We start from the raw sequence: 23,461 nt of genomic DNA on the forward strand, positions 1-23,461 counted from the left end.
CCAACCACACCGGCAGCAGCCAGTACTGGTGCAATGGAAATACCGATGGTACCCAGGGCGATCAGGGCGCCCAACAGCAAGATGACCACATTGGCCACATACTTGAGCACGCGTATCAGGGTTTCGATTCGTTTCTGATCATCGAGCGTTTTGCTGCGGCCTTGCATCCGGTTGCCAACCCGATCAATGGCAGCCTTCACCAGGCGCAATACCACCAGGGCTACGATAATCACCAGGATGAATTTGGTGGCCTGAAGGCCCAGATCCAGCAATTTGGCTGGTTCGATGTACTTGAATAGGGTTTCGAGTTGTTCGTTCATAGTGCTCCCACTGCTTGAAAGAACTCCCTATTGTACATGACTGAAAAAACGACCAGGTTTCACACTGGAACTTGCGTCTCGATGTGGCTACTCAATAGTCCTGCAAACGTGCGGTAAAACTGTCATGAGACCACCTTCACTTAATCTGAGCCTCGATGTGCCCGTGCCAAGCCTGGTGCGCACCAGCCATGGCCTGCCCGTGGATCCACAAGCCTTGAACAAAGAGCCGCCACGTATTGGGTCAGCCTTGGCTGAAATTTTGAACACACCCGATGCAGGCAAATTGTTGTTGGGTTTGAATGAACTGTTTGGCAGTGCCAGCGAGTATGCAATCGGAGGAAGTGTCGCCTTGGCGCTTCATCATCGATCGAAAGCAGACTCAACCGCACGTAGACCCAATGATCTGGATGTGGTGGTGAGCCCCTCGGGCATGGACCGTTTGTCCGATCTTGATCACCTGGGCTTGAGTCAACTCGGGTTTGAATCCGAGCCTGGAAACACCGAAAGCCTGAGCTGGGCAGGGCAGGGGCGTGAGTCACTGGTGGTGGATGTAGTGCCCGCCAAAAACAGCATCGCTGGTCGGGGTTTTGAACGCCGGCAGATGCACGGGGGAGTCAATGTCATTCCACTCCAGGCGCTGGTCGACAATTTGACTTACAGAGTACGAAGCGAGCCCGCCAATCAGCAGGCTCGGAGCGATCTTGCCCGTGGCCTTGAATTGTTGGATGCAGCCAAAGGCGTTGCTTGATTACAAGCCATTGGCGCGTTGTGCCTTGTCAGACTCATCGTTGTAAAAGCGTGCCAAAAATTTTCCAGTGTGGCTGTTTGCATTTTTGCAATGTCCATGGGAGTGCCTTCAGCAATCAGCATGCCGCCGTTGTCGCCACCTTCTGGGCCCATGTCCAATATCCAGTCAGCACACTTGATCACGTCCAGATTGTGCTCAATCACCAGTACAGTGTTGCCCTGCTCAACCAGTGGATTCAACACCTTCAGAAGCATGGCAATGTCATGGAAGTGAAGGCCGGTGGTGGGCTCGTCCAGTATGTACAAGGTTTTTCCGGTGTCGCGTTTCGACAGCTCAAGAGACAACTTGACCCGTTGCGCTTCACCGCCCGACAGTGTCGTGGCCGACTGTCCGAGGCGAATGTAACCCAAACCCACATCAATCAGGGTTTGCAGTTTGCGTGCAATATTGGGTACGGCCGAGAAGACTTCCAGGGCCTGCTCTACGGTTAGCTCCAAGATTTCGGCTATGCTTTTTCCACGGTACAAAATTTCCAGTGTTTCCCGGTTGTAGCGTTTGCCGTGGCATACATCGCAAGGCACATACAGGTCGGGTAAAAAGTGCATTTCTACCTTCACGACGCCATCGCCCTGGCAGGCTTCACAGCGCCCACCTTTTACGTTAAACGAGAAGCGGCCCACATCGTAGCCGCGCTCACGTGCTGCAGGTACACCCGCAAACAATTCACGAATGGGTGTGAACAAGCCTGTGTAAGTGGCTGGGTTGCTTCGGGGTGTGCGGCCAATCGGGCTTTGGTCGACTGCAATGACTTTGTCGAAATGTTCAAGCCCGCTGATGTGGCTGTGTGGTGCGCCTTCCTTGTGCGCACGATTGAGTTGATGCGCAGCCTCGGCCAACAAAGTGTCGTTGATCAGGGTTGATTTGCCTGAACCTGAAACACCCGTCACACACACAAACAAACCCACCGGAATGCTTGCAGTGACATCTTTCAGGTTATTGCCGGTGGCATGGTGAATGGTCAGCATGCGCGTTGGGTCGGGTGTGCGCAGTGGGCTTAAGCGTTCAATTTTTCGCTTGCCATTCAGGTACTGGCCTGTCAGTGATTCCGGGCTGGCCAGAATTTCAGCAGGTGTGCCTTGTGCAACCACTTGGCCACCGTGCTCGCCAGCGCCCGGACCCATGTCCACCACATAATCGGCGCAGCGAATGGCATCCTCGTCATGTTCAACCACCAGCACCGTGTTGCCCAAGTTCTTCAGGCGCAACAGGGTTTGTATCAGGCGGTCGTTGTCGCGCTGGTGCAAACCAATCGAGGGTTCATCCAGTACATACATCACACCGGTCAGGCCCGAGCCAATTTGGCTGGCCAGTCGAATGCGCTGGCTCTCGCCGCCGCTAAGCGTATCTGCACTGCGGTTCAGCGTTAAATAGTTCAACCCCACATCGTTCAAAAACTGCAATCGTGCCTTGATTTCGACCACAATTTTTTCTGCAATCTGGCCTTTTGCGCCCTGCATTTGCAGGGTTTCAAAATAGCTCAAGGCTTTGTGAATAGGCAGTTCAGTAACCTGGTGCAAGGCCTTGCGATGTTCGTGTTCACCGATGAACACGTGGCGCGCACCGGTTTTCAGGCGAGAACCCTGACAGGCCTGGCAACTTCGCACCGCCATCAGTTTGCCGAGCTCATCGCGTACCGCAGAGGAATCGGTGTCGCGATGGCGGCGCGTGAGGTTCGGCAATATGCCTTCAAAGGCATGGGTTTTGGCCACTGGTTTGCTGCGTTCACTCAAATAGGTGAACGTAATTTGTTCGCTGCCAGAACCGTAGAGCACCACCTCCTGTACATCTTCCGGCAACTCATTCCATGGCGATTCCGGGTCGAAGCCATAATGCGCCGCCAGGCTTTGAATCATCTGGTAGTACAGAGCGTTACGACGATCCCATCCGCTGATTGCACCCGCCGCCAGCGATATATCGGGGTGGGCCACCACGCGCAACGGGTCGAAAAAGGTTTCATGGCCCAGGCCATCACACACCGGGCAGGCGCCTGCAGGGTTGTTGAACGAGAACAAACGTGGTTCCAGTTCGGTCAGGCTGTAGTCACACACCGGGCAGGCAAATTTGCTCGAGAACACAGTTTCAGTGTTGGTGTCCAGGTTCACCGCAACAGCCTTGCCGTCACTCAAGCGCAATGCGGTCTCGAAACTTTCCGCAAGGCGCTGGCGGGCATCCACGCGCACTTTCAGGCGATCAACCACCACGTCCAGATTGTGCTTGTGGTGTTTGTCCAGCGGCGGGAGTTTGTCCAGTTCCAGAATTTCCGGGGCGTCTTGCGGGCTCTTTTTCAGGCGAATGCGCACGAAGCCCTGCGCGCGCAGGTCGTTGAGCAAATCCACATGTTCGCCTTTGCGCTGGTTCAGCACCGGCGCCAAAATCATGATGCGCGCCTCCTCAGGCCAGGCCAGCACGGTGTCCACCATTTCTGAAACTGTTTGAACACTCAGTTCCATGTCATGTTCAGGGCAGCGGGGTGTGCCTGCACGGGCAAACAACAGCCGCAGATAATCGTGAATTTCAGTTACTGTGCCCACAGTGGAACGCGGGTTGTGGCTGGTGGCCTTCTGTTCGATTGAGATAGCCGGGGAGAGGCCCTCGATCAAGTCCACATCGGGCTTCTCCATGAGTTGAAGAAACTGGCGGGCGTAGGCGGACAAACTTTCCACATACCGGCGTTGGCCCTCGGCATACAAGGTGTCAAACGCCAGGCTGGATTTTCCAGAGCCCGACAGCCCAGTCAGCACCACAAGCGAGTCGCGGGGCAAGTCGAGCGAAATGTTTTTCAGGTTGTGGGTTCTAGCGCCACGAATGCGAATGGAGTTCATGCGGTACAGCAAATGGAATCAGCGGCCAACCTGATACTATAGACGGTTTCCCGGAATAAGACATCTGCGAGGGTGGTTCAAGCCCTTGAATTTCAATCAAACATGAGCCGCAAGACCGTGAGTCACACCGCAGCCCCCGATGCTTTCAAAATGCTGCCCGCCGAGCGCAAGGCTGCCGGGTGGCTGGCCAGCATTTATGCATTGCGCATGTTTGGCATGTTCATGATTCTGCCGGTGTTTTCATTGCATGCCACCGGCATGCCCGGCGGCGATAATTTGAGCTTGGTGGGGCTGGCCATGGGAATTTACGGCCTTGCTCAGGCCTGTATGCAAATTCCCCTGGGCTGGGCTTCTGACAAGCTGGGCAGAAAACCAATTATCGTGGGTGGCCTGTTGCTGTTTGCAGTTGGCTGTTGGTTGGGCTATGTGGCTGAAACGGTTGAGCAGTTGGTGTGGGCTCGCGCCTTGCAGGGCGCAGGCGCCATCTCGGCAGCCCTGTCGGCTTTGCTGGCCGATGTTACCCGCGACGAGGTGCGCTCCAAGGGCATGGCCATGATCGGTGCATCGATTGGTGTTACTTTTGCCTTGTCGCTCGTGTTTTCACCGGTTTTATACAAGTTTTTCGGTTTGAGTGGGCTGTTTGCCATGACAGGTGTACTGAGTATTCTGGGCATTGGTGTAGTGATTTTCTTGCTGCCCACACCGAATTTGGTGGATCAGGAAGCCAAGCTCAAGGGCAGTTTTGCCGATGGCTGGGCCGTACTGACCCAGCCCGACTTGTTGCGCTTGAACCTGGGTATTTTTACCCTGCATCTAACGCAAATGTCTCTTTTTGTGGTGGTGCCCAGCCTGCTGCTCAATGGCCTTGAATTGCCGTTGGCTGAACATTGGAAAGTGTACTTGCCAGTGGTGCTGGGCTCGTTTGTGCTTATGGTGCCATTGATGGTGTGGGCCGAGAAAAAAGCGAAAACCAAGCAGGTCAAGTTGGGTTCAATCGGCCTGATGGGAGCGGTATTACTGGGCTTCGTATTGTTCTCCAACCAGGGTTGGGTGCTGGTTTTGCTGTTGCTGGCCTACTTTGTCGGTTTTAATTTGCTGGAGGCTACCCTTCCCTCGTGGGTGTCACGAGTGGCACCGCTCAGTCACCGGGGTTTGGCCCTGGGTGTATATAATACTTCTCAGGCATTGGGGCTTTTTGCAGGTGGCGCTTTGGGCGGGCTTGCGTTTCGCCACCTGGGCGCGCAAGGTGTGTTTGAGGGTGCGTTGTTGCTCGTGGTTGTGTGGTTATTGTTGGCAATGGGAATTAAAGCGTTGCCCCCACGCGCATCCGCAGTGGTCCCTGTTCGGACTCCTGCTGATGGCTCGGCAAGTCCTCTTTAGTTGCACCCGGCACCCAACTCGGCGCGGCGGTCACGGGTCCCGCTCAAATGCATTTCATTAGGTATTCAAGAATTTAAGGAGCAATTCATTCCATGGCCTCAGTAAACAAAGTAATTCTGGTTGGTAATTTGGGCAAAGACCCCGACGTGCGTTACCTGCCCGATGGCGGTGCAGTGGTGAACCTGGCCTTGGCCACATCCAGTAGCTGGAAAGACAAAAACACAGGCGAGAAGCGTGAAGAGACTGAATGGCACCGGGTGGTGATTTATGGCCGCCTGGCGGAAATTGCAGGCGAGTACTGCAAGAAAGGCCGCTCGGTGTATATCGAAGGTCGTTTGAAAACACGCAAGTGGCAAGACCAGTCGGGCGTGGACAAATACACCACGGAAATTATTGCGGATCAAATGCAATTGCTGGGTGGCCGTGAAAGTGGCGGCGGTGGTTCTTCCATGGGCGGCAGTGATGATTTTGACCAGTCACCTGCACCTAGCCGCAGCTCTGGCGGCATGCGCTCTTCAGCACCTTCGCCGCAGCGCTCTGCTCCACAAAGTGTGGCTGATCTGGATGACGACATCCCCTTCTGATTGGGATAAAAGAATTGTTGTAAAACATTTTTAACGAAATCGTGTTTTAAGTAGTTGTTTTAATTGTATTTTAGTGGGTAAATATGCCGTCAAATTCTGTAAAGAATTTGACGGTTTTTTTTTTACTCCTTTGTATCTTCAATAAATGTCATTTTAAGAATCGATACATTTGTTATTTTGACAAGATAAAAATTGATATGTAGATTTGCGTAAAGAAAAGGATTCAGCATGAAAGTTGTAGTGGTAGATCATCCTTCTGGTGACCAGTTACCGATCCTATTGGACGATGAAGGGCTTCCCATTACTTTAGCTAATGAGTTCGTGTTGGCGCGGAGGGCTAATGGGCGGAACACGTTGGTAAGGAACCTTCGTGAGTTGTCATTTTTATATCAGTGGTCGAATAGGGAACGTATCGATCTTTGGGAAAGGATTTCCTCCGGTAAAGGCTTCACTGAAGCTGAGCTTCGTGGTGGGCTTTTAGAGTGTCTACGGCGAGATCAATCTAAGGGTCGTAAGGTAAAAAAGCTCTCAATTACACCCAACACCTTCAATCAACGATTGACGACTGTTTGTCAATTTTTCTCTTTTTTTTACGATGTCTATCTCGGCTCGATGCCCCTTGATGACATGCGGTCCGACCGCATTCCAGTTTGAACTACCTGACCCCGAATGAATTTGTGGCAGGATTGCAAAACGATTTACCAACCGAGACCAGAAAGTTAAGTTCTCAGTGGTAGGAAATTCCCGGGCAGGTCAATAGCGGCTAAACAGTCAGCACAATCTTGCCGATCTGCTGGTTGGATTCCATATAGCGGTGTGCTTCGACAATCTGCGCTAGCGGAAAGGTTTTGGCCACCAGCGGTTTCAGCTTGCCTTCAGTCAACCCTTGCACAATGAAGGCTTTGGCGCGTGCCATGCGTTCAGGATGGGTGCTGATTTCAAACAGGGTATACCCGCGTATGGTTAATTGCTTAGCGAGCACGGGGAACAGCGGCAATGGCGTCGGCTCTGTACTTAGGGCGCCATATTGAAAAATTATGCCACTTTGCGCGGTGGCTTCAGCCAGCTTGTTGATGGTCGGGCCAGCTACGGGATCAAACACCACGCGCACGCCTTTGTTGCTGGTGATGCGATTCACTTCAGCCACCAAATCCTGTTCTTCCGTTGCAATCACATGCTTCGTACCCTCGTCCAGCAATGTCTGGCGCTTGTTGCTGTGGCGCGTGAGCGCAATCGGTATGGCACCCAGCATATTGGCGATTTGTATGGCTGCCACACCCACGCTGCTTGATGCCGCCGGAATCAGCACAAACTCACCGACTTTGGTATCGGCAAACTCCACCAATGCGCCGTAGGCAGTCATATATTGCATCCAGATGGCGGAAGCCTCCGGCCAGGAAAGTGATGGTGGATGCTTGACCACGGCAAATGCGGGCACATTCGCCAACTCACCACACACGCCATACTGATTCTGCGAGAACGCCGGAACAGTGCTGACCGCATCACCAATTTGGAACTCGGTAACGTCCTCACCTACTCCGGCTATAGTACCCGCCGCCTCATAGCCCAGCCTCGCTGGCAGTTGCGGTGCTTCCAGATACTGACCATTGCGGAACATGACTTCGGCACGATTGAGTCCGATGGCATGCACTTTGATCTGCACTTCACCCTTGCCTGGTGCGGCGACTTGTTCATCTGCTATCTGTAATACTTCTGGCCCACCGGTTTGGTGGAATCTGACGACACGTGACATTTTTATCTCCTGATGATGTTAAAAAAGTGTGAAAATACTATCTATAATTTAATGCCAACCGCTCAGCACAATCTTGCCTATGGTGCCACCTGCTTCGAGCTGAGCGTGCGCCTTACGCAGATTGGCAGCATTGATGGGTGATAGGCTTTCATTGAGCGTGGTCTTCAGCACACCCTCATCCACCAGCTTGCCTATGCGATCCAGGATATGGTGCTGTTCTGTCATGTCGGCGGTCTGAAACATGGAGCGTGTAAACATCAGCTCCCATGCGAACGTCGCGCTTTTATTCTTGAGCAGATTGAGGTCCACCGGCTCTGCGGTTTCCACAATCGAGCAAATCTTGCCTTGCGGCTTGATGAGTTCGGCCATGACAGCAAAATAGTGATCGGTATCGTTGCAGCAGAAAATATAGTCTGGTTGGGGAATGCCGATTTCGCGCATTTGCGTCACCAGATCATGCTTATGATTGATAACGTGCTGTGCGCCTAATTCCTGCACCCACTGCACGGTCTCAGGCCGTGATGCCGTGGCTACCACGGTCAATCCGGCCAGTTTGTTCGCGAGTTGGATGGCAATCGAACCCACGCCGCCCGCACCACCTATGATGAGCAGGCTCTTATTGCGGTTCTGCGCTATATCAAGCGCAATCCCTAGCCGGTCGAATAGTGCCTCCCAGGCGGTCACCGCAGTCAGTGGCAAAGCTGCTGCTTGCTCGTAATTCAAACTCTGTGGCATGTGGCCGACGATGCGCTCATCCATGAGCTGGTATTCGGTATTGCAGCCCGAGCGCGTGATGTCACCCGCATAAAACACTTTGTCGCCAGGCTTGAACAGCGTGCAATCTGGCCCGGCTTCGACGACTTCACCAGCGGCATCCCAGCCCAGTATTTTGGGCGTAGCTTCTACTTTATCCTTGGGCTTGCGCACCTTGGTATCGACCGGGTTAACGGCGATGGCATGTACACGCACCAGCAGGTCGCGACCGGTAGCGACGGGGCTGGGCAATTCGACATCTATCAGCGATTCAGGATCGCTGATAGGTAAATACCTGGTTAATGCAACAGCTTTCATTGTGGCTCCTATTTTTTAGCGCAGGCGGAGTTGCCTGCGCTACAACTTCATATAAATTCCGGTAAAACAAACTCAGCCAACTCCTGCAACACCTCACCGGCCGGACGTTTGCCGTATTTGACATTGAATATCAGGTGATCCACGCCGATACGCTTGCTCGCTCGCAGATGCACCAGCAGCGCATTCCTGCCGAGTCGGTGACCCAGATGAATAGGCGTTGGTGCTTCGTTCGGGTTATCGGCAAGATCAATAAAATAAGACTGCGTGAATGGTTTGTACTGCCCCGGCAATTCGGCTTCTACCGTATCGCGCCAGCGCTGGACGATCTGCTCTTGGGCCTCTATGCTGCGCGGGTAGCTCATCCAGCCGTCGGCGTTGCGCGCGATCCAGCCCAAATCCTGCTGGCTATGGCCGGTGACGAGCAAGGGCACATGCGAAGCTACAGGCTTGGGAATGACATCGGCACCTTGCAGATGGCCGAAGCCGCTGCTGACTTGCGGGAAGAACTCTGACCAATAAATTTTGAGCAACTCGACCTCTTTGCGAAACATCACACCGCGCGACTCAAAATCCACGTTGAAGGCCGGGAACTCCACCATCCTATCGCCCGTAGCAATGCCCAGCAGCAAGCGGCCATTGGACAACTGGTCTATGCTGGCGGCGGCCTTGGCGATATGAATCGGGTGGCGCAACGGCAGGATGATGGAAGCCGTAAGCAGCGCGATTTCTGTGGTCTGCGCGGCCATATAACCGAGATAAGCCCACGGGTCGAATACCTGGCCGACATCGCCAAAATTCGGATCGCGCAGCGGCACATCGCGAAAGCCCAAGCTGGCAAAACCGGCTTTTTCGGCAAACTGTGCCAGCGCTACCTGGTTGTGCATGGTCGGTTGGTCGCGCTCGAAGGCCTCGATCGGGAACATGATGCCCAGCGTGAGTTTGCCACGTTGGAATGCACGCTGCCAGCCACGGTTGCCTGTCGGCGATTGATTTGGATTAGGGTTATACATTCTGCTCTATAAGAAAAAACTGGCACATCCACAAAAGGGAGGAAGGTGATGTGCCTGTATAGGCCCGAAATAGCTAGGGGGAGGAGCTATCTACTTAGCCAAAAACTGATTTAAGCCTGGCCTTTGACTGCCAGTAAATCCACGGTTTCGATCACCGGCATCTCAGCCAGCAAGTCTGTAGCATTTGCCATTAGTGCCTCAGCGATTTTCCCGGTCAAATGTGCTTGTCGACCATGTTCATCCATAAAGGTGTCAAAAATGCCAAAGGTTGCAGGCCCGAATTTGAGTGCGTACCAGGTAGCGGTTTCCGGCTCGTTTTCCACTAGTGGCAGTGCGGATTTAAGAAATGCTTCTAATGCTGCTTCCTTGCCTGGCTTGGCGTGCAGACGTACATACAGGGCTAACTTCTTGCTCATGATTGCTCCTAATATAAAAATAAAACACGAAGATGGTGGATACGCGCTATCACGCTTATCCACCCTACTAAAAATCTAAATACTCGCTTCCAGCACTTCCCTGCTCTTATCCAGCGTCACATCCTGATGCTCACCGAGTTTGACCATGCCATGACTTTCAAGCTGCGCCAGCAGGGCAGGAATGGCATCCGCGCTAATGTTGTAGGCGGATAAGCGCGTCGGCACGCTGAGGCTTTCGAAAAAAGCGCGGGTATTCTGTATGGCCGCTTCGATGCGAGCATCCTCTGTACCTTCACTGATATGCCAGACGCGTTCGGCATATTGGAGCAGCTTGGCGCGTTTGGCATCGCGACGCAGGCTGAGCATGGTCGGCAGGATGATGGCCAGGGTCTGCGCATGATCGAGACCATGCAGCGCAGTGATTTCGTGGCCTATCATGTGCGTCGCCCAATCGCTCGGCACACCAGAGCCGATTAAGCCATTCAAGGCCAGCGTGGCGACCCACATGAAATTGGCTTGCATATCGTAATCCTGCGGGTTTTGCAGAATTTTAGGGCCGATTTCAATCAGCGTTTGCAGTAGGCCTTCGGCAAAGCGGTCCTGCACGCGCGCTTCCACCGGGTAGGTCAGGTATTGCTCCATGATGTGCGTGTAAGCATCCACCACGCCGTTCGCCAACTGACGCGGCGGCAAGGTATAGGTCTTGGTCGGATCGAGTACGGAGAACTGTGGAAACACATGCTCACTGGTGAAATAGAGCTTGTCGTGTAAGCCGGATGCAGTTTCGGTGCGTGAAATCACCGAGCCGTCGTTCATCTCCGAGCCTGTTGCAGGCAAGGTCAGCACCGTGCCATAAGGCATGGCTTGTTTCACATTGGCACCGCGTTTGAGCAAAATCTCCCACGGGTCGCCCTCGGCATACACCGCCGCCGCGACAAATTTAGTGCCATCAATCACCGAGCCGCCACCGACTGCCAACAGATAATCCAGCCTGTTAGCCTTGATTTGGTCGACGGCTTTCATGAGCGTTTCATAAGTCGGATTAGGCTCGACGCCGCTGAATTCCTCGGCATAACGCCCACCCAGTGCGGCTTTGACTTCATCCAGCGTACCATTCTTCTTGGCGCTACTTCCACCGTAAACAATCAACACGCGAGCCTCAGCAGGCACCAGCTTGTCGATTTCGGCGACCTTGCCCTTGCCGAAAGCGATACGCGTGGGATTATAAAAATCAAAATTCAACATCAAAAACTCCTTAAAAATTACAGTTATTAGACCAGTCGGCTAGTTTTCGGCCAAATAAAAAGATCGTACTCAATCAAGCCCCAGTCTAGTTTTCGTGGCGTTCATGGCGCATTCCAGAGCTGCACGCGTTCGGCTTATTTTGGTCAAAAGCGTTGCGCCTATCCACATATAGTAAATCTCGATTGTGACGGTTTTTGCATCGAGGTTGGCGGGAAACTCGCCGGTGCGTATGCCCTGTTCCACGCAGTTGGTGAGGCATGCTACCACCCGATCCGTGCCATTCTTCAGCGTCGAGCGCATGGCTTCGGAAAGATCTGTCACTTCCGCACTCAATTTAACGACCAGGCATTTATCTGTTGTGACATCGCTGGATTGGCTATCCAACCAAAATTGAAAAAACTTGAGTAGGCGGCTGGAGTTAGTACTGCCATCATCTTTAAGCATACCCTCTAACATCTGCAGGTAGTCGTCAAAATAGTCTGCTAGCAAGGCGTCGCCAAACTGCTCCTTTGACTTGAAGTAGTGATAGAACGAGCCCTTGGGCACGCCGGCAGTAGAAAGTATCTCGTTGAGGCCTGCCGCAGCAAAGCCCTTGCCGAGGATGATGTCCTTGGCTGTATCGAGGATTTGCTGACGCGTATCGCCAGACTTTGTGATTGGAAACTCATTTCTCATATGTGCATTATGGCATCAATTGGACCGGTCGTCTAGTTAAAATACAATAAAATTCAATTTACTATTTGAAGAATGTTGATTTGCACCCCCTCTTTACCCTAAGTGGGTCAATTTTGGATGCAACTCAACAACCTGCTTTACATTTGAGTGTGGACTGGTGTTCGTGGCCACTTAAAGACACCAAAAAAATTCATTCTATCCTGACACTTTTATTTAGAAATTAAAAAAGAATTTACATATCAAGATCTTGGATTAACTATTTGTATTATTATAACAACCACCCTTTTGAACGCCGCATTGCAGTAACTCCGAAAGCCTGTGTGCCTGTTACGGCCACAGGCTTTTTTCATCGACCTGCTTGTTCTTCCCGAAAAGCCTCAGTATGCTAATCGCAATAAGCAATAGTGCAGGGGGTTGTATGAAGTATCGGTTTGGTTTGCTGGGTATTTTTTTGGCAGCTTTTGCGACCATGTCGCACGCGGAAACCCAATTGCCTCCGGAGCACCCGTTGGTGGGCTTGTGGCGAATCAACCTGCCTGAACAAGCCTGTTCCGAAATTTATGACATTCGTCCCGATGGAACCACGCAAATTCTCAGTGGCGGTCAGGTGGTTCAAACACGGTATGACATCAGTTTGCGGCCTGATTCACAGGGGTTCTACAAGTGGGTCGACACCGTAGTGCAGGTGAATGACCAGCCGGATTGCATGGGGCACAAAGTACCCAATGGCAACGTGGCCACCAATTACATCGTGATGCATGCCACCGGCTCCAAATTCATGATGTGCCAGAAGGCAGAGCTTGACACCTGTTTTGGGCCCTTTCTGAAAGAGTCGGGCATCTAGCCTGGGTGTACCTGCTCTTCACGAGTTACCGAGCAGGTGCGACAGCAAGGTTCGCAATTTGGCTGCACTGAGCGGCTTGTGAACCAAAGGGAAGCCGGATGCCATCGCCTTGCGAATTGCTGATTTCGGGGGGGATGTGATGTTCACCGTTGATGACTTTCCACAGGCCGTTCAACATGTCTTCAGCGCTGCCGGATTTCGAGACAAAGCCTTGGGCTCCACAGCGTATCCCCTCTGCAATCGCGCGTTGGTCCGCAACGCCGGAAATCAGGGTAATTGGGCTGGTTGGGAATGCGCCCTTCAGTGCCAGCAGGCCTTCCAGACCTTGAAGACTTGGCAGCTGCATGTCCAGCAACACCAGGTCAAATTCGCTGATGTGGTTCGCAACTGCGACAGCCTCCTGCACAGTGCCACACTCGTGTATGTCAACGGTCTGGTCAAGTCTCAGCAAGATGTGGCGTAGCCCCTCGCGAAACAGTAAGTGATCATCAACAACCAGTAATTTCATGCTGTGGATGCAGTTTTTTTTGATGTTGACAAATTCAGGTACTGTACGCAACTGAAATCGTATCGTCTTTATGGACGAGACGCTGTCTTGATGCACAATTGGACAATTGCACGATATATGATCTCTCAGGATGTCCCATGCCCCATGTCGCCTTGCTGGCTCAGCAAACCAGAGCAGTCCAGGTTCGCAATATTTTTTGCATCGGTCGAAATTACGCCGCACACATTGCCGAGTTGGGCAATCGACCCGAGGAAGATCCGGTGGTGTTTATGAAACCCACATCGGCCCTGCACCCGCCGGGAACACCGATTGTGTTGCCGGCACACTCAAGTGATGTGCATTACGAGGCCGAACTGGTTTTACTGGTGGGGCAGGGTGGAAAAAACATTGCCGAAGACAAGGCATTGAAGCACATCGCCGGCTATGGCCTAGGCCTTGATCTGACCGCACGCGATCTGCAGACCAAAGCCAAGCAGGGTGGCTTGCCTTGGGCTGTGGCCAAGGGTTTTGACTGTTCCGCTACAGTGACACAGTTTGTGCCCGCAGAGCACATTGAGCACCCGCACAGCATTGAGTTTCAAATGCATTTGAACGGACAAATTCGGCAGCACGGTGATGTCCGGAAAATGCTGTTTCCAATTCCGTTTATCGTGCGTTACTTGAGTCAGGTGTTTACCCTGCAAGAGGGTGATCTTGTTTTCACAGGAACTCCCGAGGGCGTAGGGCCTCTAAAAGGCGGCGATCAAGTCCGTTTGATTCTTCCCGGCTTGATCGATACTGAATTCAAAGTGAGTTGATTCAATGAAAAAATTGTGTATGAAACATGGCCTTGCAGTGTTGCTGTTGGCCTCTTGCAGTCTGATGGCAGCTTGCAGCGAAAAACCGGCGGAAGTCGTTCAGCAGGGCGATAACTTTGTCGAGGTTTGGAAAACACCCACCTGTGGATGTTGCTCGGAGTGGGTTGAGCACCTGGAGCAGAACGGCTTCACCGTGAAGGTGAACGATGTTCAGAATACCGACTCATTCCGCGCCGCTTTGGGTATGCCTCAGCAATACGGTAGTTGTCACAGCGCCAAAGTAGCAGGCTATGCGGTCGAAGGACACGTGCCTGCTGAAGACATCAAGAAATTGATTGCGGAAAAACCCGATGCGGTGGGTCTGTCAGTGCCAGCCATGCCCATGGGTTCTCCAGGCATGGAGCATCCCGATTTTCCGCACAAGCGCGCCGAGTACAATGTATTGTTAATTGGTAAAAATGGTGATGTAAGCGCATACACCAAGTACGACGCAATTCACTAAGTTTCTGTTTTTACTTCCCGTTTTCGGGTTTTGTAGTTTAATTCTGCAAATTTCGACCTGGTCTTGAAGCACGAGGCCGAGTCTGCGTTTGCCCTTTAACTTGATCAAGCTGATGTGTCGATGAGTACTTTGCCTCTGCTAAGCCTTGTACTGCTTCCTTTTGCCGGAAGCTTGATTGCCGCATTCATGCCGGCCAATGCGCGCAATGCTGAATCCACACTTGCAGGCGCTATTGCGTTGCTGTGCGCCGTGCAGGTAGCTAGCTTGTATCCTGAAGTGGCGGCCGGGACTGTATTGAGGGAGGAATACACGTGGATTCCCTCGCTGGGTTTAAGTTTTGTGGTTCGCATGGATGGCTTTGCCTGGATGTTTTCCATGCTGGTGTCGGGTATTGGTGCCTTGGTGGTGCTGTATGCCCGTTACTACATGTCTCCCTCTGATCCTGTGCCACGTTTCTTTTCCTTCTTGCTTGCCTTCATGGGCGCAATGAGTGGGGTAGTGCTGTCTGGCAACCTGATTCAGTTGGCTGTATTTTGGGAGCTGACCAGCCTGTTTTCATTTTTACTGATCGGGTACTGGTATCACCGCAAAGATGCAAGACGCGGTGCACGCATGGCCTTGACCGTGACAGGCGCTGGTGGTCTGTGCTTGTTCGCTGGCTTGCTGATACTAGGTCACATCGCCGGTAGTTACGACATGGACGTGGTGTTGGCCGCGAAGGACAACATTCAATCGCATGCCTTGTACACACCTATGTTGTTGCTGGTCCTATTGGGGGCTTTCACAAAAAGCGCCCAGTTTCCTTTTCATTTCTGGTTGCCGCATGCCATGGCTGCCCCCACACCAGTATCCGCGTATTTACACTCGGCCACCATGGTAAAAGCGGGTGTGTTTTTACTTGCGCGTTTTTGGCCGGTTTTGGCGGGTACAGATGAATGGTTTTGGCTGGTTACCTGCGCGGGGCTGGCCACTTTGCTACTGGGTGGTTTTGCCGCAATTTTTCAAAACGATCTCAAAGGTCTGCTGGCCTACTCAACCATTTCGCATTTGGGTTTGATCGTCACGCTGCTTGGCATGAATAGTCAACTGGCCGCAGTTGCGGCGGTGTTCCACATTATCAACCACGCCACTTTTAAGGCATCGCTGTTTATGGCGGTGGGAATTATTGATCACGAAACAGGCACTCGCGACATTCGAAGGTTGAGTGGTTTGCGCCGTGCCATGCCGATTACTGCAACGCTCACGATGGTGGCGTCGGCCGCCATGGCTGGTGTACCGCTGTTAAACGGATTCATTTCCAAGGAGATGTTTTTCACCGAAGCGGTGTTTGTAAGCTCGGTGCCGTGGTTCTCAACCGCTTTGCCTTATGTTGCAACGCTGGCGGGTATTTTTAGCGTGGTGTATTCATTGCGCTTTACCGTGGATGTGTTTTTTGGCCCGGACCGTTGCACCATGTTACCCAAACCGGCACATGAACCACCCCACTGGATGCGCGTGCCTGTTGAGCTGCTGGTGTTGATTTGTTTAGCGGTGGGTGTGTTACCGCATTTGGTGATACAGGCCATTTTGGTGACAGCGGCTACGCCTGTGGTGGCTGGAGACCTTCCTCAATTTGACTTGGCAATTTGGCATGGTTTTAATTTGCCGCTGCTGATGAGCTTCGTTGCGTTGTTTGGCGGAATTTTGTTGTACTTGTGGATGCGCCGGGGTATGAATACCGGTGGTGTCAAGGTGGCACCGGTCATTGGGATTTTAAGTGGCAAGAAGTTGTTTCGCAGCGTCTTGGCTTTGTTTGTGGTTGGTGCGCGCGCTGGCATGCGTTTTGTAAGCACGCGACGCCTTCAGCCGCAGTTGCTGCTGGTGATGTTATTCACCGTGGTCGCGGCTGGTGCACCACTTTACGGAGTGGCTCTGTCTGATTGGCTGAACGTGGCAAGTCGGGAACAGTTGCCGTTTTCCCCGATGTTTGCTTTGTTGTGGGCGGTTGGTTGTGGGGCTGCAATTGCCGCTGCCTGGCAGGCCAAGTATCACCGCTTGACCGCGCTGGCTTTGATGAGCGTGGCGGGATTAACCACTGTCGTCACATTCGCCTGGTTTTCAGCCCCCGATCTTGCGTTAACGCAGCTATCAGTTGAAGCGGTCACCACTGTGTTGATTTTGCTGGGCCTGCGTTGGTTACCCAATCGCCGTGAGGAGGTGCAAACTCGTCAGCCGTTGCTCATTAAAGTTAAAGCAAGGGCAAGACGCTCGCGTGATTTCTTGTTGGCTTCCACCGCTGGGGTTGGCTTGGCCTTGTTGTCTTATGCCGCGATGAGTCGAAGTTTTCCGCAAAGCATTTCTCCATTTTTTCTGGAAAGAGCCTTGCCCGAGGGCGGGGGTACCAACGTGGTCAACGTCATGCTGGTTGATTTTCGAGGGTTCGACACTCTGGCCGAAATCACCGTGCTCGGTGTGGTCGCGCTAACGGTCTACGCTTTGCTTCGCCGTTTCCGCCCCGCGGCCGAGAGCGTGGACATTCCAACGCAGCAGCGCGCCATTCCTGTGGACATTGCGACCGATCTCATTTCGAGTGATCAAGACATTGACACAGCCAAGGGATACTTGCTGGTGCCTGCGGTGCTGGTGCGAGCTGTGTTGCCAATTGCAGCAGTCATTGCCGTCTATCTTTTCATGCGGGGTCACAACGAACCTGGCGGTGGTTTTGTTGCTGGCTTGGTGTTGTCCACGGCGTTCATTTTGCAATACATCATTTCGGGCACCCGTTGGGTAGAAACTCACCTGCCTTTGCGCCCGCCCCTGTGGATCGCCAGCGGTTTACTAGTAGCCACAGGAACTGGTTTGGGCGCGTTGATGTTTGGCTATCCATTTTTGACGACCCACACCGCGCATTTGAATATTCCGCTGATTGGCGAATTGCATGTGGCCAGCGCCTTGATCTATGACATTGGGGTATTCACTTTGGTGGTGGGTTCAACCTTGTTGATATTGACTGCCTTGGGTCACCAATCTTTGCGTGGTCATCGACGCGCAGTCATTCATGACGACAAAGGGGATGCATGATGGAGCTGGTACTTTCGGTTGCGATTGGAATTTTAACCGCTTGCGGTGTGTGGCTGATTTTACGCCCGCGCACCTACCAGGTCATCATCGGTTTCTGCTTACTGGGCTATGGAGTCAACCTGTTTATCTTCAGCATGGGACGCTTGGCGGTAGACAGCGAGCCAATTCTGGTTCCGGAGCTAGAGGCCAGTTTGATGAACTATACAGACCCCATGCCGCAGGCTTTGGTACTGACAGCGATTGTCATTGGTTTTGCCATGACAGCACTGTTTCTGGTTGTATTGCTGGCGCAGCGGGGCTTCTTTGGTAATGACCATGTGGATGGCAAAGGAGACGCTGAATGATGCGTCTGCTTGAGGGCTTGATGCCGCATCTCATAATCGCCCCAATTCTTTTCCCGCTGTTAATGGCCTGCGCCATGTTGCTGTTGGGCGAGCGACGGTATCGCTTAAAAATTAGCCTGGGTTTGTTTGCTGGTCTGTTCAATCTTGGAGTTGCCTTGGCCCTGTTGGTGTGGGTCAAGGAAAGTGGAAGTGCAGGGTCCATTGGTATTTACCTGCCATCCAACTGGGATGTGCCTTTCGGTATCGTCTTGGTACTTGATCAATTGTCGGCACTTATGCTGACACTGGCCGCCTTGGTGGGTTTTGCGGCTTACGTTTTTTCAATGGCACGTTGGCACAAGGCGGGGTCTCATTTTCATCCCCTGTTTTTAGTTCAGCTCATGGGAATTAACGGTGCGTTCCTCACCGGTGACTTGTTTAACCTATTCGTGTTTTTTGAGGTTATGCTGGCAGCGTCTTATGGTTTGCTGTTGCATGGGTCGGGCCGCCTGAGGGTGCGTGCAGGTTTGCATTACATCGCAATCAACCTCACGGCATCATCGTTGTTTCTGGTCGGGGCTGCCATGATTTATGGCATCACAGGCACGCTCAACATGGCCGATTTGGCAGCCAAGATTCCATTCATTTCTCAAGCGGATCGCCCCTTGTTCCATGCAGGTTGTGCAGTACTGGGCGTGGCGTTTTTGGCCAAAGCGGCGATGTGGCCGCTTAACTTTTGGTTGGTGCCTGCTTATTCGTCAGCCAGCGCGCCAGCAGCCGCAGTGTTTGCCATGTTGACCAAGGTGGGTGTGTACGTGTTGTTGCGTCTAAGCACCTTGTTGTTTTCGGAAGAGTCGCAGGGCTCTGCAGGCTTTGGCAGTGATTGGCTTGTGTGGGGCGGTCTTTTGACCATGGCATGCGGATCATTGGGCGTGTTGACTGCCACCAGCCCGGCACGGGCGGCAGCTTTTTCCATTACAGTGTCCTCGGGTATTCTGATTTGCGTGGTTGGCTTAGGTATCCCTGATGTAACCGCGAGTGCCTTGTACTATCTTTTGGGTTCAACCTTCGCTGTGGCGGCCCTGTTTTTATTGACTGAATTGATGGACCGCGTGCGTGATATGGAAGCTGCGCAGCGTCGACAAGACGAAGAAGAGGACGTCAGTCTGCCTTTCGGTTTTGCCGAGTCGCGCCTTAATCCGGACGTCAACCTTGATGACAATGAAGAGGCCTTAATTGGCAAGCCAACTCCGGGGTCGATTGCTTTACTAGGCCTTACCTTCATTGTGTGCACTTTGTTGGTGGCTGGCCTGCCGCCTTTGTCCGGTTTTTTGGGCAAGTTTGCGGTTGTGTCGGCCTTGCTTCCAATCGCCGACACTGATTTCACCACCACGCCAGGTATGTGGACGCTCATGGTGATGTTGTTTGTTTCTGGCCTGTTTGCCCTGGTGGCACTCACCCGCATTGGTATTCGGTTTTTCTGGATGACCAGCGAGCGTCCAGCCCCATTGCTGCGTACCATCGAGTATCTGCCAGTGGCATTATTGATTGTTTTTTCGGTGCTGTTGACTGTTCGGGCCGAAGTGGTCATGAAGTTTGCGAAGCAAACGTCGCAGGCGCTTCATTCTCCGCAGGGCTATATCCAGGCCGTGTTGTCGGCCAAGCCTCAGTGGTCACCCACCAATGCCTATCGTCTTGACCAGGAGGCGCCATGATCCGCAAGTTATTGCCCGACCCTTTGCTAACACTGGGCTTGATCGCCTTGTGGCTTGTTTTGAATCGGTCTTATGGTTTGGGCCACTGGTTGTTTGCGGTGGTGTTGGGTGTGCTAGTCCCTTTGCTTGTTCAACCCCTAAGGCCTGTGCCGGTGTTTTTCAAAAGACCCGGCTTGGCGTTCGTTTTGTTTTGGCGCGTGGGGCTGGATGTGGTGGTTTGGAATTGGCGTATTCTCCGAGGAACTTTGGCCACCGGCGACAAGGTGCCCAAGGGCGACTTTGTGGTTGTTCCACTCGACTTGCGTGATCCCAATGGTTTGGCTGTGCTGGCGGCAATTCTGTGCGTAATTCCGGGCACAATTTGGTCTGAGTTGGCCTTGGATCGCAGTGCTCTGTTGGTGCATGTGTTCGACATGAAACATGCAGAAGAGGAAATCCAAACCATCAAGAACCGCTACGAAAAACCTCTCATGGAGATTTTTCAATGAGTACGTTTTTGTTTGTATCCATCATAGTGACATTGGCTTTCTATTCTCTGGCCATGGGTTTGACTTTGTATCGCATGTTGGTGGGTCCGAGGGCTCAAGACAGGGTGTTAGCCATGGACTTGATGTACACCATTGGCATGTTGACGTTGATGGTGTTGGCAATTCGGTATCAAAGTGAAATGTACTTTGAAGCGGCCTTGTTGATTGCTTTGTTCGGGTTTGTTGGCTCCGCAGCCATGGCCAAGTTTTTGCTGCGTGGCGAGGTGATTGAATGATTATTGCGGCACCTTTGTGGATTGAAATCGTGGTCGGCGTACTGCTTGTGGTCTCGGGTGTGTTTACGCTTTCCTCAGCAATCGGGATTTTGCGGTTTAAAAGCTTTTTTCAGCGTATGCACCCCACGGCACTGGCTTACAGCTTCTCGGCTTGGTTGGTTACCTTGGCCAGTATTGTGTATTTTTCTGCTGTGGATTTCTCGCTGACGTTGCACCCTTGGCTGATTGTGATTTTCCTGTCTATTACTGTGCCAGTAACCACAATTTTCTTGGCACGAACTGACTTATTTCGTAATCGAATTGCCAAAGCACCTGAGATTGAAGTACCGCCTCCCTTAAGCGAAATGGCATCGCCATTGCCCAGAAAAAAGCCAGCCCACCTCGACTAATGGCCAGAGAGGGCACTAGCCCTGGCGGATTTCGCTGGGGCTTTTGCCAAACCATCGTTTGCATGCCCTGCTAAAGGCGGAGGCATCGGAAAACCCAAGGTCTAGTGCGATTGCGGTGAGTGTGTCGCCGGTATGTTTCAGGCGTCGCTGGGCCTCGTGTTGTCGAATGTCTTCCACCATGGCCGCGAGGCTGGTACCTTCTTCCGCCAGTTTACGCTGAAGGTTGCGAGCGCTCATGTGCATGGTGGAAGCAGCCTGTTCTATGGTGGGCGCGCCGTGTTCCAATTGTTGCAATATCCAGGTACGTAATTGTCGGCTGACGCTATTCACAGGTTTAAGGCGTTCGATAGCCGCCTGGCTGGCCTGGTCGAGGTGTTCTGCAATCAAGGGGTTTGCGCCCTTCAGGCGGGTGTGTACGGTGGCCAACGCATACACGATACGCATGGTTTCGCAGCCAAATATCAAGGGAGCTGCAAAGCTTTTTTCAAAGAACTCCAGGTTGCCTGTTTGCGGTGCAGGGCGACTTAATTCAACCCGCAAAGGCACCAAACCCGGGTCTCCCAGGCCTTTGCCGGCGTTGGCCAACAAGCAAAGAAAACCGTCGGTGGATTGATGTGCGGGTTGAGCGCCTTCCCTCAGTTTGAGTTCAACAATGAATTCAGACTCGGTGGTTTGAAGCTCGATTGCACTGGCGTCTGTGACCAAATCAGCAAACCTTCGCATGCGACCAAACGCCTGCTCCAGGGTCTCGCTGGCCATGACGCTAAGCCCCACCGCGTGAAAGGTTGCTGGCGTGATGTGCCGAATGGCTTTGATGCCCAACGTTTCATCACCCGTGGCCTGAACGGCTTTTTGCCACAGCAGGGTGGTTTGTGGCACGGGATAGCGTGCTTCCGGAGACTCCAGCAGGGCAATGTCAAGCCCGGCTTGCTCAAACAAGGGGGCCGGTTGACAGCCCTGCAGCTCCAGTTCGCGCGCCAATCCGCGCATCCAGCTGGCCAGCGCGGTGGGCGTATTCGGGTTCGAATTGCACGCTTTGTTGTTCATTGCTTCTTGATTTTGGCGCCGAAGGTCATGGGCTTGTCGTTCTGGAACAAGCTTTACTTGTCAAACCCAAGCATACTTCAATCACCAAAAGCCAAAACGAAAAGAGGCAAGAGTATGTCAAGTTTGAGTGAAAAACTGATGGGTCAGGCGGCAAAGGCCGATGGTGGCTCACGCATCAAGCAAAACAGCATCAATGCGCAGGATCAAAAACGCATTGCTGCCATTAAAACTGCGGTGCTGGCCGAAGGTGATCGCATTCGCGCCAAGTACCCGATTTTAAAGCATCAAGACCTGATCGGCATGGCCATTTTGCTGTTCTCGATTGCAGGTGCGGTTTTGACTGGTTGGGCTTATCTGGAAGGCGTGCTGGCCTGGTACGTGACCATTCCAGTGATTGCGATTTTCCTGAGCTTTACGCACGAGCTGGAACATGACCTGATTCACTACATGTATTTCCGCAAGAACAAGTTCATGCACAACCTCATGATGGCTCTGGTGTGGATTTGCCGCCCCAGCACCATCAATCCTTGGGCACGTCGCCACCTCCACTTGCATCATCACAAGCATTCCGGCACTGAAACCGATCTGGAAGAGCGCGCAATCACCAACGGTGAGCGCTTCACGCCCCTGCGTCTGTTGATGATGTTTGATCTGGAACTGAGTGTTGTGCTGCGGATGTTCAAGATTCCAAAGAACCGTCGCCTGAAAATGTTGATGATGGGTGCTGCCGGCAACTTCCCTGTGGCTTCCGTGTTCTACATTGGCTGGCATGCCTACGTGGCGTACTGGGCCATCGAGGCGGCTGCATGGGCTGTTGGGTACAGTGTGCCTTGGCCAGCGTTTGTGACTCCTGAGCTTGTGGCCACTGCCAATACAGTTGCAGTGCTGATTTTTGCCCCTAACCTGTTGCGCTCTTTCAGCATCAACTTCATCAGTTCGAACATGCACTATTTCGGCGATATTGAAGACGGTAATTTCGTTCAGCAGTGCCAGGTACTCAACAGCAAGTGGTTCATCATTCCCCACCTGTTCTGTTTCAACTTCGGCTCCACACATGGCATTCACCACTTTGTAGTACGTGACCCGTTCTATATTCGCCAAATGACCGCCAAGCGTGCCCATGAGGTGATGCGAGAAAACGGTGTTCGATTCAATGATCTGGGCACTTTCAAGCGAGCCAACCGTTGGTCCATGAACGAGCAAGGTCAAAAAGAGGCAGGATACCAGGCCGCCTAAGAGCCTGTTGATCCAAAACCGCTCTTTGCTAGAGAGAGGGCGGCGTAGTTCTAGTGTCATTGGCTGAATTCTTCAATGGGGCAGCCTACTCCGTCGACACGAAGGGCGCTTTTCGAAAGGAAAGCGCTCTTTTTTTGTCTTTGAAATTCAGGATGTTGGAGTTCTACAGCCTTCCATCTTATAATGAGGAGTT

At 52.7% G+C, this 23,461-nt stretch carries 22 protein-coding genes and 2 pseudogenes; 14 read left to right on the forward strand and 10 right to left on the reverse strand.

Features of this window, described 5'->3' with window-relative positions; all coding sequences use genetic code 11:
* Nucleotides 1-320 (reverse strand): annotated as a pseudogene (locus tag A0129_RS09835) (mechanosensitive ion channel family protein); the annotation flags it as partial.
* 124 nt (nucleotides 321-444) lie between these two features.
* Between A0129_RS09835 and A0129_RS09840 the strand changes: the two are divergent.
* Entirely contained in the window at nucleotides 445-1,068 is a 624-nt protein-coding gene (locus A0129_RS09840) for a hypothetical protein (RefSeq protein ID WP_291714585.1), read from the forward strand.
* Here the strand turns inward: A0129_RS09840 and uvrA are convergent.
* A pseudogene (uvrA, locus tag A0129_RS09845) lies at nucleotides 1,069-3,950 on the reverse strand (excinuclease ABC subunit UvrA).
* A gap of 102 nt (nucleotides 3,951-4,052) precedes the next feature.
* Between uvrA and A0129_RS09850 the strand changes: the two are divergent.
* From A0129_RS09850 to A0129_RS09860, 3 genes are all read left to right on the forward strand, one after another.
* Nucleotides 4,053-5,330, forward strand: a complete 1,278-nt coding sequence (locus tag A0129_RS09850) for an MFS transporter (protein ID WP_291714587.1) — start codon at nucleotides 4,053-4,055, stop codon at nucleotides 5,328-5,330.
* 92 nt (nucleotides 5,331-5,422) lie between these two features.
* Nucleotides 5,423-5,914: a single-stranded DNA-binding protein gene (gene ssb, locus A0129_RS09855; RefSeq protein WP_105028102.1), complete on the forward strand. Its 492-nt coding sequence runs from the start codon at nucleotides 5,423-5,425 to the stop codon at nucleotides 5,912-5,914.
* Nucleotides 5,915-6,142: 228 nt separating this feature from the next.
* Nucleotides 6,143-6,568 (forward strand): hypothetical protein, encoded by a 426-nt coding sequence (locus A0129_RS09860; protein WP_291714589.1) that lies wholly within the window; start codon nucleotides 6,143-6,145, stop codon nucleotides 6,566-6,568.
* A gap of 109 nt (nucleotides 6,569-6,677) precedes the next feature.
* On the opposite strand, the gene A0129_RS09865 is transcribed toward A0129_RS09860, so the two are convergent.
* The 6 genes from A0129_RS09865 to A0129_RS09890 form a co-directional block, all read right to left on the reverse strand.
* A complete protein-coding gene (locus A0129_RS09865) occupies nucleotides 6,678-7,667 on the reverse strand; it encodes a zinc-dependent alcohol dehydrogenase family protein (protein WP_291714591.1) in 990 nt (329 codons plus the stop codon).
* 48 nt (nucleotides 7,668-7,715) lie between these two features.
* Entirely contained in the window at nucleotides 7,716-8,738 is a 1,023-nt protein-coding gene (locus A0129_RS09870) for a zinc-binding alcohol dehydrogenase family protein (RefSeq protein ID WP_291714593.1), read from the reverse strand.
* 47 nt (nucleotides 8,739-8,785) lie between these two features.
* The gene (locus A0129_RS09875) at nucleotides 8,786-9,748 is read right to left on the reverse strand and encodes an LLM class oxidoreductase (RefSeq protein WP_105028106.1); all 963 of its coding nucleotides are present in this window, start codon (nucleotides 9,746-9,748) and stop codon (nucleotides 8,786-8,788) included.
* A 110-nt stretch (nucleotides 9,749-9,858) separates the two neighbouring features.
* The gene (locus A0129_RS09880) at nucleotides 9,859-10,164 is read right to left on the reverse strand and encodes a putative quinol monooxygenase (protein ID WP_105028107.1); all 306 of its coding nucleotides are present in this window, start codon (nucleotides 10,162-10,164) and stop codon (nucleotides 9,859-9,861) included.
* A 75-nt stretch (nucleotides 10,165-10,239) separates the two neighbouring features.
* Nucleotides 10,240-11,409 carry an iron-containing alcohol dehydrogenase gene (locus A0129_RS09885; protein WP_105028108.1) on the reverse strand — a complete coding sequence of 390 codons (1,170 nt, stop codon included), beginning with the start codon at nucleotides 11,407-11,409 and terminating at the stop codon, nucleotides 10,240-10,242.
* 69 nt (nucleotides 11,410-11,478) lie between these two features.
* Nucleotides 11,479-12,084: a TetR/AcrR family transcriptional regulator gene (locus A0129_RS09890; RefSeq protein WP_291714595.1), complete on the reverse strand. Its 606-nt coding sequence runs from the start codon at nucleotides 12,082-12,084 to the stop codon at nucleotides 11,479-11,481.
* Nucleotides 12,085-12,502: 418 nt separating this feature from the next.
* Here A0129_RS09890 and A0129_RS09895 point away from each other — a divergent pair, with 418 nt between their 5' ends.
* On the forward strand, nucleotides 12,503-12,928 hold the full coding sequence (locus tag A0129_RS09895; protein WP_105028110.1) for a hypothetical protein: 426 nt from the start codon (nucleotides 12,503-12,505) through the stop codon (nucleotides 12,926-12,928).
* Between the two features lie 25 nt (nucleotides 12,929-12,953).
* On the opposite strand, the gene A0129_RS09900 is transcribed toward A0129_RS09895, so the two are convergent.
* Nucleotides 12,954-13,436 carry a response regulator transcription factor gene (locus A0129_RS09900; protein WP_291714597.1) on the reverse strand — a complete coding sequence of 161 codons (483 nt, stop codon included), beginning with the start codon at nucleotides 13,434-13,436 and terminating at the stop codon, nucleotides 12,954-12,956.
* Between the two features lie 137 nt (nucleotides 13,437-13,573).
* Here A0129_RS09900 and A0129_RS09905 point away from each other — a divergent pair, with 137 nt between their 5' ends.
* The 8 genes from A0129_RS09905 (at nucleotide 13,574) to A0129_RS09940 (ending at nucleotide 20,985) form a co-directional block, all read left to right on the forward strand.
* Nucleotides 13,574-14,233: a fumarylacetoacetate hydrolase family protein gene (locus tag A0129_RS09905; RefSeq protein ID WP_105028112.1), complete on the forward strand. Its 660-nt coding sequence runs from the start codon at nucleotides 13,574-13,576 to the stop codon at nucleotides 14,231-14,233.
* 4 nt (nucleotides 14,234-14,237) lie between these two features.
* Entirely contained in the window at nucleotides 14,238-14,735 is a 498-nt protein-coding gene (locus tag A0129_RS09910) for a DUF411 domain-containing protein (RefSeq protein ID WP_291714599.1), read from the forward strand.
* Nucleotides 14,736-14,864: 129 nt separating this feature from the next.
* On the forward strand, nucleotides 14,865-17,795 hold the full coding sequence (locus A0129_RS09915; RefSeq protein ID WP_291714635.1) for a monovalent cation/H+ antiporter subunit A: 2,931 nt from the start codon (nucleotides 14,865-14,867) through the stop codon (nucleotides 17,793-17,795).
* Nucleotides 17,795-18,139: a Na+/H+ antiporter subunit C gene (locus A0129_RS09920; RefSeq protein WP_291714601.1), complete on the forward strand. Its 345-nt coding sequence runs from the start codon at nucleotides 17,795-17,797 to the stop codon at nucleotides 18,137-18,139. Before A0129_RS09915 ends, A0129_RS09920 begins: the two co-directional genes overlap by 1 nt.
* On the forward strand, nucleotides 18,136-19,833 hold the full coding sequence (locus A0129_RS09925; RefSeq protein WP_291714603.1) for a monovalent cation/H+ antiporter subunit D: 1,698 nt from the start codon (nucleotides 18,136-18,138) through the stop codon (nucleotides 19,831-19,833). Before A0129_RS09920 ends, A0129_RS09925 begins: the two co-directional genes overlap by 4 nt.
* Entirely contained in the window at nucleotides 19,830-20,321 is a 492-nt protein-coding gene (locus A0129_RS09930) for a Na+/H+ antiporter subunit E (protein ID WP_291714605.1), read from the forward strand. The genes A0129_RS09925 and A0129_RS09930 overlap by 4 nt, the downstream gene beginning before the upstream one ends.
* Complete coding sequence (locus A0129_RS09935; RefSeq protein ID WP_291714607.1) at nucleotides 20,318-20,596, forward strand: K+/H+ antiporter subunit F; 279 nt, start codon at nucleotides 20,318-20,320, stop codon at nucleotides 20,594-20,596. Before A0129_RS09930 ends, A0129_RS09935 begins: the two co-directional genes overlap by 4 nt.
* Nucleotides 20,593-20,985, forward strand: coding sequence for a Na+/H+ antiporter subunit G (locus A0129_RS09940; protein WP_291714609.1), 393 nt, complete (start codon nucleotides 20,593-20,595; stop codon nucleotides 20,983-20,985). Before A0129_RS09935 ends, A0129_RS09940 begins: the two co-directional genes overlap by 4 nt.
* 15 nt (nucleotides 20,986-21,000) lie before the next feature.
* Here the strand turns inward: A0129_RS09940 and A0129_RS09945 are convergent, their stop codons facing one another.
* Complete coding sequence (locus tag A0129_RS09945) at nucleotides 21,001-22,032, reverse strand: AraC family transcriptional regulator (protein WP_291714611.1); 1,032 nt, start codon at nucleotides 22,030-22,032, stop codon at nucleotides 21,001-21,003.
* A gap of 114 nt (nucleotides 22,033-22,146) precedes the next feature.
* Between A0129_RS09945 and A0129_RS09950 the strand changes: the two genes are divergently transcribed.
* A complete protein-coding gene (locus A0129_RS09950; RefSeq protein ID WP_105028114.1) occupies nucleotides 22,147-23,268 on the forward strand; it encodes a fatty acid desaturase in 1,122 nt (373 codons plus the stop codon).
* Nucleotides 23,269-23,461 lie beyond the last annotated feature (193 nt).

The sequence above is a fragment of the Limnobacter sp. CACIAM 66H1 genome (genome assembly GCF_001601825.1).
GTDB lineage: Bacteria > Pseudomonadota > Gammaproteobacteria > Burkholderiales > Burkholderiaceae_B > Limnobacter.

Coding starts and splice junctions, on each gene's coding strand:
- A0129_RS09840 (WP_291714585.1), top strand. CDS start 445: ATGAGACCACCTTCACTTAATCTGAGCCTCGATGTGCCCGTGCCAAGC.
- A0129_RS09850 (WP_291714587.1), top strand. CDS start 4,053: ATGAGCCGCAAGACCGTGAGTCACACCGCAGCCCCCGATGCTTTCAAA.
- ssb (WP_105028102.1), top strand. CDS start 5,423: ATGGCCTCAGTAAACAAAGTAATTCTGGTTGGTAATTTGGGCAAAGAC.
- A0129_RS09860 (WP_291714589.1), top strand. CDS start 6,143: ATGAAAGTTGTAGTGGTAGATCATCCTTCTGGTGACCAGTTACCGATC.
- A0129_RS09865 (WP_291714591.1), bottom strand. CDS start 7,667: ATGTCACGTGTCGTCAGATTCCACCAAACCGGTGGGCCAGAAGTATTA.
- A0129_RS09870 (WP_291714593.1), bottom strand. CDS start 8,738: ATGAAAGCTGTTGCATTAACCAGGTATTTACCTATCAGCGATCCTGAA.
- A0129_RS09875 (WP_105028106.1), bottom strand. CDS start 9,748: ATGTATAACCCTAATCCAAATCAATCGCCGACAGGCAACCGTGGCTGG.
- A0129_RS09880 (WP_105028107.1), bottom strand. CDS start 10,164: ATGAGCAAGAAGTTAGCCCTGTATGTACGTCTGCACGCCAAGCCAGGC.
- A0129_RS09885 (WP_105028108.1), bottom strand. CDS start 11,409: ATGTTGAATTTTGATTTTTATAATCCCACGCGTATCGCTTTCGGCAAG.
- A0129_RS09890 (WP_291714595.1), bottom strand. CDS start 12,084: ATGAGAAATGAGTTTCCAATCACAAAGTCTGGCGATACGCGTCAGCAA.
- A0129_RS09895 (WP_105028110.1), top strand. CDS start 12,503: ATGAAGTATCGGTTTGGTTTGCTGGGTATTTTTTTGGCAGCTTTTGCG.
- A0129_RS09900 (WP_291714597.1), bottom strand. CDS start 13,436: ATGAAATTACTGGTTGTTGATGATCACTTACTGTTTCGCGAGGGGCTA.
- A0129_RS09905 (WP_105028112.1), top strand. CDS start 13,574: ATGCCCCATGTCGCCTTGCTGGCTCAGCAAACCAGAGCAGTCCAGGTT.
- A0129_RS09910 (WP_291714599.1), top strand. CDS start 14,238: ATGAAAAAATTGTGTATGAAACATGGCCTTGCAGTGTTGCTGTTGGCC.
- A0129_RS09920 (WP_291714601.1), top strand. CDS start 17,795: ATGGAGCTGGTACTTTCGGTTGCGATTGGAATTTTAACCGCTTGCGGT.
- A0129_RS09925 (WP_291714603.1), top strand. CDS start 18,136: ATGATGCGTCTGCTTGAGGGCTTGATGCCGCATCTCATAATCGCCCCA.
- A0129_RS09930 (WP_291714605.1), top strand. CDS start 19,830: ATGATCCGCAAGTTATTGCCCGACCCTTTGCTAACACTGGGCTTGATC.
- A0129_RS09935 (WP_291714607.1), top strand. CDS start 20,318: ATGAGTACGTTTTTGTTTGTATCCATCATAGTGACATTGGCTTTCTAT.
- A0129_RS09940 (WP_291714609.1), top strand. CDS start 20,593: ATGATTATTGCGGCACCTTTGTGGATTGAAATCGTGGTCGGCGTACTG.
- A0129_RS09945 (WP_291714611.1), bottom strand. CDS start 22,032: ATGAACAACAAAGCGTGCAATTCGAACCCGAATACGCCCACCGCGCTG.
- A0129_RS09950 (WP_105028114.1), top strand. CDS start 22,147: ATGTCAAGTTTGAGTGAAAAACTGATGGGTCAGGCGGCAAAGGCCGAT.